Origin of the sequence: Streptomyces sp. NPDC059785 (genome assembly GCF_042732375.1) — a bacterium.
Classification (GTDB): domain Bacteria; phylum Actinomycetota; class Actinomycetes; order Streptomycetales; family Streptomycetaceae; genus Streptomyces.
Genome location: NZ_JBHWHV010000004.1, coordinates 230,268 through 244,027 on the forward strand (window position 1 = coordinate 230,268; position 13,760 = coordinate 244,027).

Here is a 13,760-nt window from a genome sequence, read left to right on the forward strand (position 1 = left end):
CCGCGGATTCCGGCTCAGGCCGGTGATTCTGCGGCACCATGGGGGCCTTGCCGCAAGCCCCCCGGTGCGCTATAAGTTGAGAGTGGCAAGGAGCCGGTGCTCCTTGCCTTTACTGTTGTCGGCACCGTCGCCGACCCACGTGTCGACTCCCGGGGTCGCCCCTGTTGGGGGGGCACTTCACACTCTCTGAGCACTCAAACCGTGAGTTCCGTCCGGGCTGCCACGGAAGAGACAGTGTCATGGCGGATGTACCACTCGGTGGCGAGAAAGCGTTCCCGCTCGGCCGCGGGGGAAGCGGCGAGGAGGCCCGGCGCGGCCCCTCGCTCGACCTCGGTGCGGTGGGCCAGTACGGCGGCCCACTTCTGTTCCAGCCAGGGGCTGACGTCGACGGTCGCGGTGATCAGCTCGTCCGGGACGGTGTGCCTGGCCTTGCCGGCCCGGGCCAGCGCCCCGAGCCCCGGCACCGCCGAGTGCGGGTGCGTGACCAGGTAGAGGGCGCTCGGCCGCCAGGGCTCTCCGGCCTGCGGGTACAGCCCTTCGAGGCCGGCCGCCTGGACCGCGAGGGTGGTCACCCGGTGGGTGTGCACATGGTCGGGGTGACCGGTCAGCCCTCCGTACGCGTCATGGGTGACCACGATCTGCGGGCGCACGTCCCGCAGGTGGGCGACGACACGCCCCACCGTCTCGTCGAGCGGGGCGTCGCGGAACCCCGCGGCGCAGGGTGCCGATCGCGGTGCCCAGGCGTCCGCGTAACCGAGCATGCGCGGCTCGTCCGTGCCGAGGATGCGCAACGCCTCCGCCAGCTCCGCGGCGCGCCGGGTGTCGGGCGCCCAGGTGGCGGTGACCACCGTGGTGCGGGCGCCCGCGGCCGCGTGCCGGGCGAGCACTCCGCCCGAGGCGAGCGACTCGTCGTCGGGGTGGGCGAAGACCGCCAGCAGACTGGGCACGGGCATGTGCGACACCTTCCGGGTCGGGGGCGGCCCGATCGTAGGTCAGCGGGGACGGCCGGACCGACTCGACGTGATGCGACTCGACCCGACCCGGTCCGGCCGGGCCGCGCTCCGTGACCGTCCGGACGCGCTAGCCTCGACGGATGGACACCGGTTCCGACCGTGATCGCCCGGACCGTCGTACGACCGTGGTGGTGGGCTCCTCCGCCGGCGGCCTCGCCGGGCTGGGGGTCCTGCTGAACGGGCTCGGCGCCGGGCCGCCCGTGGTCGTGCTGGTGGCCCAGCACCTCCAGCGGACGCGGCAGACCTTGATCGCCGACATCCTGACCCGCCGCACCGGCCGCACCGTCAAACTGGCCGAGCACGGGGAACGGCCGCTGGTCGGGGTCGTCTACATAGCTCCGCCCAACCGCCACTTGTGCGTCAACGGCGACGGAACGCTGAAGCTGAGCGACGAGGCACCGGTCAACTTCTCCCGCCCTGCGGCCGACCCGCTGTTCGAGTCGGCGGCGCGGGCGTACGGATCGCGGCTCATCGGCTGCGTGCTCACCGGGGCCGACAGCGACGGCGCCCGGGGTGTGGAGGCGGTCAAGGCGCACGGTGGCGTCGTCATCGTCCAGGATCCCTCGACGGCCCAGTTCGCCGGCATGCCCAAGGCCGCGGTCGAGACGGGGCGTGCGGACCTGATCCTCCACCTCGCCGACATCGCACCGGCCATCAACCGCATCGTCACCAGTTCCGCCTATCCGTAAGCCGCCGGTCACGGGCAAGCCACCTGGGCCGATCACAGCATCCGCGCCCGCGCTCGCATCCGCGCCCGCACTCGCATCCGCGCCCGCGGGATTCGCCCTCGCGTCCGCCCCGCCCGATCAGGCCGACCGGCTCCCCGTCGGCTGCCGCGCGGCCGAGGGCGTGGCGCGTGCCCGGTGGCGGCGTACCGCGTCGCGGTTGGCGCAGCGCTGGGAGCAGTAGCGCTGTCTGCCGGTGCGTGAGGTGTCGGCGAACACGGTGGCGCACTCGGTCACGCCGCAGCGGCCGAGGCGGTGCATGCCGCGTCCCACCAGGTGCAGTGCGGTACCCACGGTGATCAGGGAGACCAGCAGGGAACCGAGCGGCTGACGGTTGTCGCGGTAGTGCAGGTGCCAGCCGTCACCGACGTGGTTGGTCAGCCGCGGATGGGCCGTGGACGCCGCCAGCATGAGGTTGAGCAGCGCCGCGCGTTCGTCCTCGTCCGCCGCGTCGACCACCCGCTCCCAGGCGTCCAGCCCTTCGAGGATGCGGTCGAGATCCGCGCGGGTCGCCTGCCCTTCCAGGGCCAGCCCGGCGGCACGGCAGCGGTCGGCGAGTCCGGCGGCGGTCGCCGGGCGGTCGTTGGCCAGATCGGCGGCGAGCTTCACCGCGGCCTCGCCGTAAGGGTTGAGGTGCACAAGCCCATTACAGCAGGCTGCTCCGGTGGCGGGCCACGCCGATCCGGCCTTTGTGGGAACGGCGCCGGTCGCACCCCGCGTCGTCCCGTCCTGCCCGCCTTTCCCTCCCCACCACGGAGCCGCCCCCGTGTCCTGGCCGATTCCCGCACCCGGACCCCAACGGGTCATCGCCCTCTCGAACTTCGTCCACACGATCGGCAGTGGCCTGTATCTGACGGCCGGAGTGCTGTACTTCACCCAGGCGGCGCACCTCCCGGCCGGTCAGGTGGGCCTCGGGCTCGGGATCGCGGGCGTCGTCTCGCTGGCCCTGGGCATCCTCGTCGGTCACCTGGCGGACCGCCTGGGCGCGCGCGGCGTCTACGCGACGACCCTGGTCGTCCAGGCCCTGGCCACGGCGTGCTTCCTGCCGGCCGACTCCTTCTGGCCGTTCGTCCTCGCGGTGGGCGCGGCCACCGGGGCCAAGGCGGCCGGACTCGCGGCGCGCGCCCCCATCATCAGGCGGCACGGCGGCGACCGGCCGCAGGAGTTCCGCGCCTACCTCCGCGCGGTCACCAACATCGGCATCTCCCTGGGCGCCCTGCTGGCCGGCTGGGCCGTCCAGACCGGTACGCACACCGCGTACCAGCTCCTCGTCGTCGGCAACGCGATCGCGCTCGCGGCGTCCGCGGTGTTCCTGGTGCGGCTGCCGCCCGTCCCCTCCGCGCCCGTCGCCGCGGGACCCCGCTGGAGCGCCCTGCGGGACCGCCCCTACCTGGTGCTCACCCTGCTCGACGGCGTCATGGCCGTGCAGTTCAAGGTGCTCACCATCGCCGTGCCGCTCTGGCTGGTCACGGCCACCACCGCGCCCCACTGGCTGGTGTCCGGCACGATGCTCACCGGCACTGTCATGGTCGTCGCGCTCCAGGTACGCGTCAGCCGTGGGGTCGACTCACCGGCGGCCGGAGGGCGCGCCTACCGCCGGGCGGGGCTGGCCTTCCTCGTCGCCTGCGCGCTGATCCCGCTCTCGTCGGGCGTCCCGGCCCGGGTCGCCACGGTGCTGCTGCTGACCGCCGTGGTGGTGCACACGGTCGGTGAACTGTGGCACTCCGCCGCGGGCTTCGAGGTGTCGTTCGCGCTCGCGCCGGAGCATGCCACCGGTCAGTACCTGGGGGTGTTCGGCCTCGGCGCGGGCCTCGCCGAGGCCTTCGGTCCCGGGCTGCTCATCGCGTTGTGCATCGGCTGGGGGCGCCCCGGCTGGTACGTGGTGGGGGCCCTGTTCGCCGTGACGGGTCTCGTGGCGCCCACAGCCGTCCGCCGGGCCCGGCGCCGGCGGCCCGACGGAGGCGATCCGCCGGGTGCGGACACCGGTCACCGGCCGGTTCAGGACCGTACGGCGGCCAGTACCTCGTCGCAGGTCGTCATGGTCCGGCCGGTCGTCTCGACGCAGAGCCGGCAGTGCTCGTGATGCTGGGCGTGCGGCTTGCACGCGTCGTTGCTGCGCTTGCAGGCGATCCGGCACGCCTCGACCTGGGCGCGCAGCAGCCCGGCGTCGTGGCTGCTGCCGCGGACGAGGATCCGGCGGGTCGCGGCCGAGACGTCGGCGCAGTCCTGGCAGTGCCCGATCGCGGTACGGAAGGCGTCGGCGTCCTTCTCGCCGAGCATGCCGATCGCGCACGCGGTGGCGACCTGTTCGCACTCGGCGAGCACGTCCACGGCCTGCGCGAGCACTTCGGTGCTGAGGGGTGTGGCGGTGGTGATGCTGCCGAGCAGTTCACGTGTCCTGGGCATGGCGTCCCCCTGAGGACGAAGGAGAAGTACCGTGCCCGGGGGACGCTAGTACCGGGACCGGCGGCCGGAAAGACCGGAACGAGGCGGCGACGGATCCGGACGACCCCGGCGATCACGCCTCCGGCAGGGCCGGGAGACCCGAGAGGGCCTGGAGGCTCCTGAGGAAGCCGTCGCGGTCCCCGTGCGGCAGTTGGGCGAGCAGCCGTTCCTCGCCCTCCTGGATCGCGGACCGCACGGTGTCCCGGAGCCGTCGGCCCTCGTCGGTGAGCGACAGCAGCCGCGCGCGCCGGTCCTTCGGATCGGGCCGGCGCCGGATCAGTTCCCGGTCCTCCAGGTCGTCGAGGACCGCGATGATGCGTGTCTTGTCCGCCCGGATGGCCTCGGCCAGCGCGGCCTGCGTGCGGATCGGCGTGTCCTCCAGATGCAGCAGAACGGTGTACGCCCACATCGTCAGTCCGTGCGCGTCGAGGACCGGCTGCTCCGCCGCCGTCAGGGTGCGCAGCAGCGGCGCGATCATCTCGGCGAGATCGCGGCGGGCCCCTTTCGCCGCCGGTGCCCGCTCCGTCGACCTCGCCGTCGCCTTCTCCGCCATGGTCAAGAAAATACCCGTTGACGATTTGTACGCTCACGCACATCATAAGCGAGTGCCTACTATTGATGTGACGAACCTGGACCACGTGCGGCGGCTCGACGCGCGGGCGGTCCAGGACAGCGTGTTACTGGTGCGCCAGGCGTCCACGACTGACCTGCTCCGTCCGACGCCGTGCTCGCGGTGGACGCTGGCCGGTCTGCTCGCCCACATGACGGCCCAGCACCGCGGGTTCGCGGCGGCCGTGGAAGGCCGGGGAGAGGACCTCGCGCACTGGAGGGTCCTCCCGTTCTCCGGCCGGACCATGGAAGCGGTCGTCGCGGAGTACGACGCGGCGGCGCGGCAGGTCGTCGCGGCGTTCTCGGCCGTGACCACCCCGGACCAGCCCTTCTTCCTCCCCGAAGTGCGCGGCGGCCAGGCGTTCCCGGCCGTCCGGGCCATCGGCTTCCATCTCGTCGACTACGTGGTGCACGCCTGGGACGTCGCCCGCGGCCTCGGCCTCACGTACGACCCCGGTGCCGAACTCCTCGCCGCCGCACTGCCGTTGGCGCGCGACGTACCGGGCGGTGCCACCCGCCTCGCCCCGGACAGCGCCTTCGGGCCCTCGCTGCCCGAGAACGAGAACGAGAACGAGAACGAGAACGAGGACGGGGAGGCGGACGGGGACGGGTGTGACGGGCGGGTGCTGGCGCAGATACTCAGGACGCTCGGCCGGTCACCGGACTGGCTCCCCCCGTCCGGCGAGGTGCTGGCCACCGGGCAGCGGGCTGCGACCGCGCGGGACACGGCATGCTGAGGTCGTCGTGGACGCCCGGCGAGGTCCCTGTTCACGACGTCCCGGTCCTGGTCAGCGTCACCGACTTCCGGCTCGACCGGTTGCGGGACCTGCCCGGCGTCCACCGCGAGGCCCGCCGGCTGGCCGCGCACTGGCCGGAGCTGGCGGGGGCGTACGGGATGTGGCTGTGGGCTGTGCCCACGGCCCGCCGGTGCGGGGCCGTGGCCGTCTGGCGGGACACCGCCGCGCTGCACGGCTTCGTCGGCCTGCCGGCGCACACCGCCGTCATGCGCGCCTACCGCGGCCGCGGCACGCTCCGCTCGACCACCTGGCACGCGGACGTCTTCGACCCGGACGCGGTCTGGGCCAGGGCGAGGGCCGAGCTGTCATGAAGGCCGTCGAGGGCCCGGCGAACGGGACCGGGCCGGCCGACGCTCACGCGGACACCAGGTCCAGCCGGGTGCCCGAGTCGCGGATGCCCTGGGCCGCGGCGTCCGCGAGTTCACTGTCCGTGATGATGGTGTCGAAGGTGCTGAGCGGGGCGACGCGGTAGCGGCCGAAGGTGCCGTACTTGGAGGAGCCGGCGACCAGTACGGAGCTGCCGGTGCAGTCCATCGCGGCCTGCTTGACCTCGACCTTGGGCTCCGAGGGGGTGGTGACACCGCGCAGCAGATCCCAGCTGCTGGTGCTGATGAAGGCGACGTCCAGGGCGAGCTGGCGCAGTGTGGTGGCGGCGAGCCGGCCGATGGTGGAGCGGTTTGCCGGTTCCACCTGCCCTCCGACGTGGATGAGGTCGAGGTGCGGTACGGCCATCAACTGGTCGGCCGTGGTGAAGTCGTTGGTGACCACGGTGAGCGTGCTGTGCCGCGCGAGGTGCGGCACCATCGCCAGGAGGGTGGTGCCCGCGTCGAGGTAGACGGTCATGCCGTCGCGCACCAGCTCGGCCGCCTTCGCCGCCATCGCCTGCTTCTGCGGCTGGTCGATGAGCGTCTTGGCCTGGTGGCTGGGCTCGCTCTGGAGGTGGCTGGCGATGCGGGCGCCGCCGGGCACGGAGAACACCAGGCCCTGGCGTTCGAGTTCGGCGATGTCGCGGCGGACGGTCATGTGCGAGACGCCGAAGAGCTGAGTGATCTGCTGGACGCTCAGTACGCCGTCGCGGCGCAGGTGCTTCAGGAGCAGTTCCCGGCGCTGGTCGGGGATCAGCGGAGGCGTGTGCTCGTCGGCCATCGCTCGGTGGTCCTTCCTGTTCTGCGGCCGCGGCGGACCTTCTCCGGCCGCGCGGCTCATCGGTCGATTCTCCCCCTGGCCGGCACCGGCTCCGTACAGCGGTCTCCCGGCCGTTCGACATCGGCGGCCGGGAGACACGGTGCGGTGCGTCGGCCGCTCAGCCGCCGACGAACGTGCTGAGCAGCAGGACGCCGCCGAGGCTGAGCAGCGACTGGAGCGACAGCATCAGCGTCCAGGTGCGGAACGTCTGGCTCACGCTCAGCTGGAAGTACTCCTTGAACAGCCAGAACCCGGAGTCGTTGACGTGCGAGAGCATCACGGCGCCGGACGCGGTGGCCAGGACGAGCAGCTCCGGCGACAGGCCCGGGTAGGCGCCGATCAGCGGGGCCACGATGCCGGTGGCCGCGGCGGTGGCCACGGTCGCCGAGCCCAGGCAGATCCGCAGCAGTGCCGCGATCAGCCAGGCGAGCAGCAGCGGCGGGATCGACCACTCGACCGCGTGGTCGGAGATGAGCTTGTCGATGCCGGTGGCGGTGAGCATGGCCTTGAGGCCGCCGCCCGCGCCCAGGATCAGCACGATGCCGCCGACGGGACCGAGCCCCTTGCCCGCCATCTTCTGCAACTGGCCGAGCCCGAAGCCGGACCGGACGCCGAGCGCGAAGAACGCGAAGACGACCGCGGCGAGCAGCGAGAGGACCGAGGAGTCGCAGGCCTCGAAGAAGGCGTACGGCAGGGTGCCCTTCGTGGTGTTGGACGTGCCCACGGTGCCTATCAGCATGAGGACCGGCGGCAGCAGCACGGTGATCAGCGCGAGCGTGAAGGACGCGGGACGGCGCTGCTTGTCCGGGGTGATCGTCTGCTCGGGGACGGGCCCCTTGTCCAGGTCGGGCGCGGGGCCGAACCAGCGGCTGGCGAACCGGGTGAGCAGCGGGCCGCTGATCACGGCGATCGGGATGCCGATCATCAGGCCGTACAGGATGGTCAGGCCGGTGTTCGCCTCGTAGGCGGAGACCGCGAGGGTGGGGGAGGGGTGCGGCGGCAGCAGGCCGTGCGAGATGTACAGGCCCGCCGCCATGGGCAGGCCGACGTACAGCAGGTGCGTGTTCGTGCGCTTGGCCACCGCGTACACCAGCGGTACGAGCATGACGAAGCTGACGTCGAACAGGTGCGGCATGCCGATGAGCAGGGCCGCGGCGGTGATCGCGGTGGGGATCCACACGACCGGGCGGGACCCGATGAACACGGTGGCGATCCGGTCGGCGCCGCCGGAGCCGAGGAGGATGCCGCCGAGGAGCGTGCCGAGGCCGATGGTGGGGCCGGTGCTCTTGAGTGCGTCGCCGAAGCCGTCCTGGAAGTGCTCGACCGTCGCGCCGGGGCCGATTCCGGCGGCCAGGCCGAGTCCGATCGCGGCGAGCGCCAGGGCCAGGAACGGGTGCAGCTTGGCCTTGGTGATCAGCAGGATCAGGACGACGACGGCCGCGACGCCCAGCAGCAGATGCTGGATATCGGTACTCATGCCTGGGCCTCCGTGGTGGCTTCGGTCGTGCGGGAGACACGGCCCGCGTTCCAGGCGGCCAGCAGCCCGGGGTCGGCGTCCGCGAGGTCGGACAGCTTGATCAGCTCGCCCGCGGCGACCGGCCGGCCCAGCCTCGCGTGGGCCGCGAGGTAGAGCGGGGCGGTGTCGAAGGGTGCGTCCTCGTCGCGCAGCAGGACGGCCTGGACGCCGGTGACGTCGTGGTGGTGGCCGCCCATGTCGAGGACCGTGCCGGCGGGCAGGTCCCGCTGGGCGCGCCCGGCGAGCACGGCGTGGGCCTTGGGGTCCGTGCCGCCCGAGGGGCACTCCTTGAGCACCGCGGAGAGCAGCGAGAGCGGGGTCTCGACACCCATGAAGTGGTACGGGAGGTAGATCGCGGCGTACCGGCCGTCGCGGCTGACGACGTGGCCCTTGCCGCGCAGGGTCTCCCAGGTCACCTCGTCACCGGTGCGTACGACGACGAACACGCCGCCCGCGAACGACGCTTCGCCGGGCAGCCGCAGCGCGCTGAACACGTCGACGGCGCCGGTGCGGTGCAGCACACCGCCGTCCTCGCGCAGCGCGTACACGTCGGCGAGCTCGGCGATGCGGGCCACCGGGTAGTGCAGCTGCTCGGTGTCGGGGCGGAAGCCGGTGCTGGTGGCGACGACGGCCATCTCGCAGTAGTCGGCGGTGGCGCCGGTCGGCAGCGCGGAGACCGCCTCGGCGCGGGCGGCGAGGGTGGCGCGCACGTCGTCGCCGAGGTCGAGCAGTCCGGCGAGGCCGGGGGCGGGGACCGTCGTGTCGAGCTGGGTGACCGTGCCCGCCTCCGGGTCGAGCACGAGGTCGTACTCGCTGGACTTGCCGACGGCGACGATGTCGAGGCCGAGGAACTCGGCCCAGGTGACCAGGCCGATCAGGTTGGCGGGCTGGTCGCCGTCCGCGGTCGTGTAGACCACGCCGTTGTCGCGGGCGAGGTCGGCGAGGTGCAGTCCGGCGACGGAGTCGACCTCCTTGCTGACCATCGCCACGTGCCGGCCCGCGGTCAGCGCGTCACGGGCCATGGCGTACCCCCCGGCCGGGCTGCCGGTGGCCTCGACCAGGATGTCCCAGTCGGCGGCGGACATCAGCGAGGCGTCCGCGACGAGCGCGACGCGCTGCCCGGCCACCGCCGCGGCCACCTCGTCGGGCGTGGCGCAGACGCGCAGCTCGTCCGGGGTGTGACCGAGCTCGCGCAGCATCGCCTCCAGCCTCGGCAGGTCCCGGTCGCAGAGCACCGCGGGGGAGAGCCGGGGAATGCGGCGGGTCTGGGCCAGCAGCGTCCGGGCGAATCCGCCTCCGGCTCCGGACAGTGCGTAGCGCACGGTCCGGTCGCCGGTGTCGGCGAACAGGTGGTGCAGATTCATGGGCCCCTCCTCGATGACGGGCTCGTGGCTCGGTGACGAGCGCGATGCGGTGTGGTGCTCCCGGCACGGCGGACTCGGCGACGAAGCGACAAACCCGAGACAAACGTAGGAGCTCGTTAACAAGATGTATCAGCGAATCTCACCAACGTAAAGTCTGTTAACATTTTTTCACACGCAGGGCTTCGAGCCCTGGTCGCAGCGACGCAAGGAGAACGGATGCCGTCCCTCGGTGCCATCGCCGACGACTTCACCGGAGCGACGGACCTCGCCACCGCGCTCGTCGCCCGCGGCCACCGCACGGTGGTCACCGTCGGCCCCGACAGCATCACCGGCGACGGTGCCGACAGTGCCGCAGGCGAGGCCGACGCGGTGGTCGTCGCACTCAAATCGCGTACGGCACCCGTGGACGAGGCCGTGCACACCTCGCTCGAAGCGCTGCGCGCCCTGCGCGCCGCCGGCTGCACGCGCTTCTACCTCAAGTACTGCTCGACCTTCGACTCCACCCCGCGGGGCAACATCGGACCGGTCACCGACGCCCTCCTCGGCGAGCTCGGCGAGCGCCGCGCCGTCGTCGTGCCGTCCTTCCCCGCCACCGGACGCACCGTCTACCGCGGCCGGCTCTTCGTCCACGACGACCTCCTCGACGAGAGCCCCATGCGCCACCATCCGCTCACCCCGATGCGCGACGCCCACGTCGGCCGGCTGCTGACGCCGCAGACCGGCCACCCCGTCCGCCTCGTGCCGCTCGAGGTGGTCCGTGCCGGTGTACCGGCGCTGCGCGCGGCCCTCAACGCCCCCGACCTGGCGGACGCGCTCGTCGTGGTCGACGCCACCGAGGACGCCGACCTGCGCACCGTCGCCGCCGCGACCGCGGACCACGCACTCGTCACCGGCGCCGCGGGCCTGGCCGTCGGCCTCACCGGCCCGCACACCGCCGCCGACGAGGCCCGCGCCCGGCCCGCCTCGCGCCCCGGCGACCCGGCCGCCGTCCTCTCCGGCAGCGCCTCGGCCGCCACCCGCGCCCAGGTCGCCCACGGCCGTACGCACCTGCCGCACCGCAAGCTCGACATCGCCGCCCTGCGCGCCGACCCGGACGCCGCCGTCGCCGGCCTCGTCGCCTTCGCCCGCGCCTGCTGGGCGGACGACCCGCACCGCCCACCGCTGATCTACGCCGTCGGCGACCTCGACGACCTGGAACCCGCCGGTACGGACGCCGAACCGGCCGCCTCGGAACTGGTCGAGCAGGCCCTCGCCGCGTGCGCCGCGCAGCTCGTCGCCGCGGGCGCCCGCAGGCTGCTGGTCGCGGGCGGCGAGACCTCGGGCGCCGTGGTCACCGCGCTCGGCGTGCGCAGCCTGAGCATCGGGGCGCCCATCGCACCCGGCGTCACCTGGGCCCGCGCCGAGGGCCGCTCCGGCGACCGTACGCACACCGTGGACCTCGCCCTGAAGTCGGGCAACTTCGGCTCCACCGACATCTTCACCGAAGCCTGGAGCGCCCTGACATGAGCGACCCGCGTGACGAACTCGCCCGTGCGGGCGCCCACCTGGCCGCTCTGGGCCTCAGCCCCGGCTCTTCCGGCAACCTGAGCGTCCGCATCGGCGAGCAGGTCCTGATCACCCCCACCGGCACCGACCTGTCCCGCATCGCGCCCGACAAACTGAGCGTCCTCGACCTCACCGGCGCGCACCTCGACGGGCCCCGGCCGTCCAAGGAGTTCCCCCTCCACACCGCGTTCTACCGGCGCAACCCCGACGCCCGCGCCGTCGTCCACCTGCACTCCCGGCACGCGGCGGCCGTCTCCTGCCTGCCGCCGTACAGCGAGCGCACCGCGATACCCCCGGTGACCCCGTACTTCGTGATGCGCGTCGGCCAGACCCCGCTGCTGCCGTACGCGGCACCGGGCGACGCCGGACAGGCCGAGGACATGGAACGGCTGCCGTTCCCGTTCCGTGCCGTCCTGCTCGCCAACCACGGGCCGGTCGTCGCGGGCGCCAGCATGGCGGCGGCCGTCGACACGGCCGTGGAGCTGGAGGAGACCTCCGCCCTGCTGCTGGCCCTCGGCACCCGGCAGATCCGGCTGCTCACGGCCGACGACGCGGAGACCCTGGCCGCCAGGTACGACTCGCCCTGGGGCGGTTGAGACGGCGACCGTGCCGCCCCGGCGTCTCACTCCACGACGACGCTGCCCGGTGCGTCCGGACTGACCGTGCAGTGGTAGGCGAACCTGCCCTTCGCCGGGAAGGCACGGGTGTAACTGGTGCCGGGGGCCAGTACGCCGGCCCAGTCGCCCCCGTCCGAGGTCACCTTGTGCTCGGTGTCGTCCTCGTTGGTCCACCGCACGGTGTCACCGGGACGGACGGTCACGGACCGCGGCGTGAAGCCGGAGCCGTCGATCACCACGGCCGTCTCGGCCCTCAGCGGCGCCGCCGGGGCCGCGGGGCCCGCCGGGACGACGCTCGCCGACACCACCGCCAGGACGGTGGTCAGGACACGGAGCGCGGTGCGGCATGAGAAGCGGGTCATGGAAGCCTCCTTTCCCCGGACCAACGGCCGCGACGGGCCGGTGACACTGCCGCTCCGCCGTTGCAACCGGAGTGGAGCAAGCCCGCGCGCCACGGCGGAGGCCGCCGCCTTCCGGCCATGGCCTGGATGCCTCCTTCTCACTCCGCCCCGCGGCGCCCAGACTGCCGGGAAGGGGACGGCAAAGGGGGACGCGATGGCTGCTCGGCGCGGACGGAAACCGGCGGCCCGCAAGAAGGCGGCGGCACGGAGGAGGGCTGCCGCGCGCAGGAAGTCCGTCGCGCGCAGGCAGAGGGGCGCCGCGCGCGGGCGGGCGGCGAACCGGCGCACCGCGGTGCTCGCGGGCGGCCTGCTCCTCGCGGTGCTCCTGGCGTCGGCGGGACCGTCCCTCTGGCCGTACGTCCTGGCCGGACCGGTGGTCGTCGCGGCCGTCGGGGCCGGCTGGGCGGGCCACCGGCTGTGGCGCACCGACCGGCTGCTGCGCGACCGTGACCGCGCCTGGCGGCGCCGGGAGGCGGTGCGGGACGGGCACCGCACCCTCGCCGGGATCGACGTCCTGTCCGGCGGCGAGTTCGAGGAGGTCGTCGCGGACCTGTGCCGCAGGGACGGCTGCACCGGAGTCCGTACGGTCGGCGGTTCCGGCGACAACGGGGCGGACGTCGTCGGACGGCTGCCCGACGGGCGCTCCATGGTCGTCCAGTGCAAGCGCTACGCGCCCGCCAGGACCGTCGCGGGCCGCGAGCTGCGGGACCTGCTGGGAGCGCGCGTCCACTTCGGCGCCGACGTCGCGGTCTTCGTGACGACGAGCCGCTTCAGCCGGCAGTCCGAGGCCTTCGCGGCCGGCAACGGCATCCTCGCCGTGCACCGCGACCACCTCGGACTGTGGAACAACGGCACCTCACTGGTGACCCTGATGGCGCTCAACGGCTCCGGCCAGGGGGACGCCCGCCACCGCGCACGCTGGAAGCGGACGTACGGCACGTAGGACGTACGGCACGTAGGACGTACGGCAAGTAGGCGGGAACGTAAGGGAGTTGTGGTCACGGGAGTCATGGGGACCCGTGTGGGGCATCGTGCACAGGGGGGCTGCCCGGACGGGCGGCCAGTAGGGGGACCGCACGCGTGGTGTATCTGGTGGAACTGCCGCTCGACGGGCCGGACGGGCCGGACGGGCAGCCGGGGCGGACCGTCAAGGTGGCGATCGAGGAGCGGCCCGGGGACGGGCTGGTCCAGGTCGCGCGGCCGGGACAGGTGGTGGCACGCGGCACCCGGTCCCTCGGCGAACTCCTCGCCGCGGTGCGGCCGGTGGCCGGGAACTTCGTGGACACCTTCCGCGGGATGGCGCGCGGCCCCGACGAGATCTCCCTGGAGTTCGGCCTCTCCCTCTCCGCCGAGGCCGACGTGGTGATCAGCAGCACCTCTGCCCAGGCCAACTTCGCGGTACGGCTGACCTGGGACCAGCGGGCGACGGGAGACGCGTCGGCGTCCGGGGGCGACCCCGTACCTCCCGTACCTCCCGCCACCCCCGCCAGTCCCGCATGACCACCCCCGCGCGCCGCTCGGACAGCGCAGGGCCGGGGGCGGG

General features: G+C 73.3%; 16 protein-coding genes. 8 read left to right on the top strand and 8 right to left on the bottom strand.

Going from position 1 to position 13,760, the window contains the following annotated elements:
• Positions 1–194: 194 nt before the first annotated feature.
• Positions 195–953, bottom strand: coding sequence for a PIG-L deacetylase family protein (locus ACFV6E_RS04735; RefSeq protein ID WP_385459393.1), 759 nt, complete (start codon positions 951–953; stop codon positions 195–197).
• 140 nt (positions 954–1,093) lie between these two features.
• Between ACFV6E_RS04735 and ACFV6E_RS04740 the strand changes: the two genes are divergently transcribed.
• On the top strand, positions 1,094–1,702 hold the full coding sequence (locus ACFV6E_RS04740; RefSeq protein WP_385159387.1) for a chemotaxis protein CheB: 609 nt from the start codon (positions 1,094–1,096) through the stop codon (positions 1,700–1,702).
• Between the two features lie 117 nt (positions 1,703–1,819).
• Here the strand turns inward: ACFV6E_RS04740 and ACFV6E_RS04745 are convergent, their stop codons facing one another.
• On the bottom strand, positions 1,820–2,377 hold the full coding sequence (locus tag ACFV6E_RS04745) for a CGNR zinc finger domain-containing protein (RefSeq protein ID WP_385459395.1): 558 nt from the start codon (positions 2,375–2,377) through the stop codon (positions 1,820–1,822).
• A 127-nt stretch (positions 2,378–2,504) separates the two neighbouring features.
• Between ACFV6E_RS04745 and ACFV6E_RS04750 the strand changes: the two genes are divergently transcribed.
• On the top strand, positions 2,505–3,821 hold the full coding sequence (locus ACFV6E_RS04750) for an MFS transporter (protein WP_385459397.1): 1,317 nt from the start codon (positions 2,505–2,507) through the stop codon (positions 3,819–3,821).
• Here the strand turns inward: ACFV6E_RS04750 and ACFV6E_RS04755 are convergent.
• The gene (locus ACFV6E_RS04755) at positions 3,737–4,144 is read right to left on the bottom strand and encodes a hypothetical protein (RefSeq protein WP_385170411.1); all 408 of its coding nucleotides are present in this window, start codon (positions 4,142–4,144) and stop codon (positions 3,737–3,739) included. The genes ACFV6E_RS04750 and ACFV6E_RS04755 overlap by 85 nt on opposite strands.
• Before the next feature lie 112 nt (positions 4,145–4,256).
• Positions 4,257–4,736, bottom strand: coding sequence for a MarR family winged helix-turn-helix transcriptional regulator (locus tag ACFV6E_RS04760; protein ID WP_385170414.1), 480 nt, complete (start codon positions 4,734–4,736; stop codon positions 4,257–4,259).
• A 52-nt stretch (positions 4,737–4,788) separates the two neighbouring features.
• Between ACFV6E_RS04760 and ACFV6E_RS04765 the strand changes: the two genes are divergently transcribed.
• Both ACFV6E_RS04765 and ACFV6E_RS04770 read left to right on the top strand, forming a co-directional pair.
• The gene (locus ACFV6E_RS04765) at positions 4,789–5,529 is read left to right on the top strand and encodes a TIGR03086 family metal-binding protein (RefSeq protein ID WP_385459399.1); all 741 of its coding nucleotides are present in this window, start codon (positions 4,789–4,791) and stop codon (positions 5,527–5,529) included.
• Positions 5,523–5,900, top strand: a complete 378-nt coding sequence (locus ACFV6E_RS04770; RefSeq protein WP_385459401.1) for a hypothetical protein — start codon at positions 5,523–5,525, stop codon at positions 5,898–5,900. Before ACFV6E_RS04765 ends, ACFV6E_RS04770 begins: the two co-directional genes overlap by 7 nt.
• A gap of 43 nt (positions 5,901–5,943) precedes the next feature.
• On the opposite strand, the gene ACFV6E_RS04775 is transcribed toward ACFV6E_RS04770, so the two are convergent.
• The 3 genes from ACFV6E_RS04775 to ACFV6E_RS04785 all read right to left on the bottom strand — a co-directional run bounded on the left by ACFV6E_RS04775 (position 5,944) and on the right by ACFV6E_RS04785 (position 9,654).
• Complete coding sequence (locus ACFV6E_RS04775) at positions 5,944–6,735, bottom strand: DeoR/GlpR family DNA-binding transcription regulator (RefSeq protein ID WP_385170422.1); 792 nt, start codon at positions 6,733–6,735, stop codon at positions 5,944–5,946.
• A gap of 157 nt (positions 6,736–6,892) precedes the next feature.
• Positions 6,893–8,251 carry a gluconate:H+ symporter gene (locus ACFV6E_RS04780; RefSeq protein WP_385459403.1) on the bottom strand — a complete coding sequence of 453 codons (1,359 nt, stop codon included), beginning with the start codon at positions 8,249–8,251 and terminating at the stop codon, positions 6,893–6,895.
• Positions 8,248–9,654: a homoserine dehydrogenase gene (locus ACFV6E_RS04785; protein ID WP_385459405.1), complete on the bottom strand. Its 1,407-nt coding sequence runs from the start codon at positions 9,652–9,654 to the stop codon at positions 8,248–8,250. The genes ACFV6E_RS04780 and ACFV6E_RS04785 overlap by 4 nt, the downstream gene beginning before the upstream one ends.
• A 216-nt stretch (positions 9,655–9,870) precedes the next feature.
• Between ACFV6E_RS04785 and otnK the strand changes: the two genes are divergently transcribed.
• Together otnK and ACFV6E_RS04795 are read left to right on the top strand one after the other, a co-directional pair.
• Positions 9,871–11,160, top strand: coding sequence for a 3-oxo-tetronate kinase (gene otnK / locus ACFV6E_RS04790; RefSeq protein WP_385459407.1), 1,290 nt, complete (start codon positions 9,871–9,873; stop codon positions 11,158–11,160).
• Positions 11,157–11,795, top strand: a complete 639-nt coding sequence (locus ACFV6E_RS04795; RefSeq protein WP_385459409.1) for a class II aldolase/adducin family protein — start codon at positions 11,157–11,159, stop codon at positions 11,793–11,795. The genes otnK and ACFV6E_RS04795 overlap by 4 nt, the downstream gene beginning before the upstream one ends.
• Before the next feature lie 26 nt (positions 11,796–11,821).
• Here ACFV6E_RS04795 and ACFV6E_RS04800 read toward each other — a convergent pair whose 3' ends face one another.
• A complete protein-coding gene (locus tag ACFV6E_RS04800; RefSeq protein ID WP_385170436.1) occupies positions 11,822–12,178 on the bottom strand; it encodes a cupredoxin domain-containing protein in 357 nt (118 codons plus the stop codon).
• Between the two features lie 193 nt (positions 12,179–12,371).
• Here ACFV6E_RS04800 and ACFV6E_RS04805 point away from each other — a divergent pair, with 193 nt between their 5' ends.
• Positions 12,372–13,160, top strand: coding sequence for a restriction endonuclease (locus tag ACFV6E_RS04805; protein WP_385170439.1), 789 nt, complete (start codon positions 12,372–12,374; stop codon positions 13,158–13,160).
• A 137-nt stretch (positions 13,161–13,297) separates the two neighbouring features.
• Positions 13,298–13,717 carry a CU044_2847 family protein gene (locus ACFV6E_RS04810; protein WP_385459411.1) on the top strand — a complete coding sequence of 140 codons (420 nt, stop codon included), beginning with the start codon at positions 13,298–13,300 and terminating at the stop codon, positions 13,715–13,717.
• Positions 13,718–13,760: the final 43 nt, after the last annotated feature.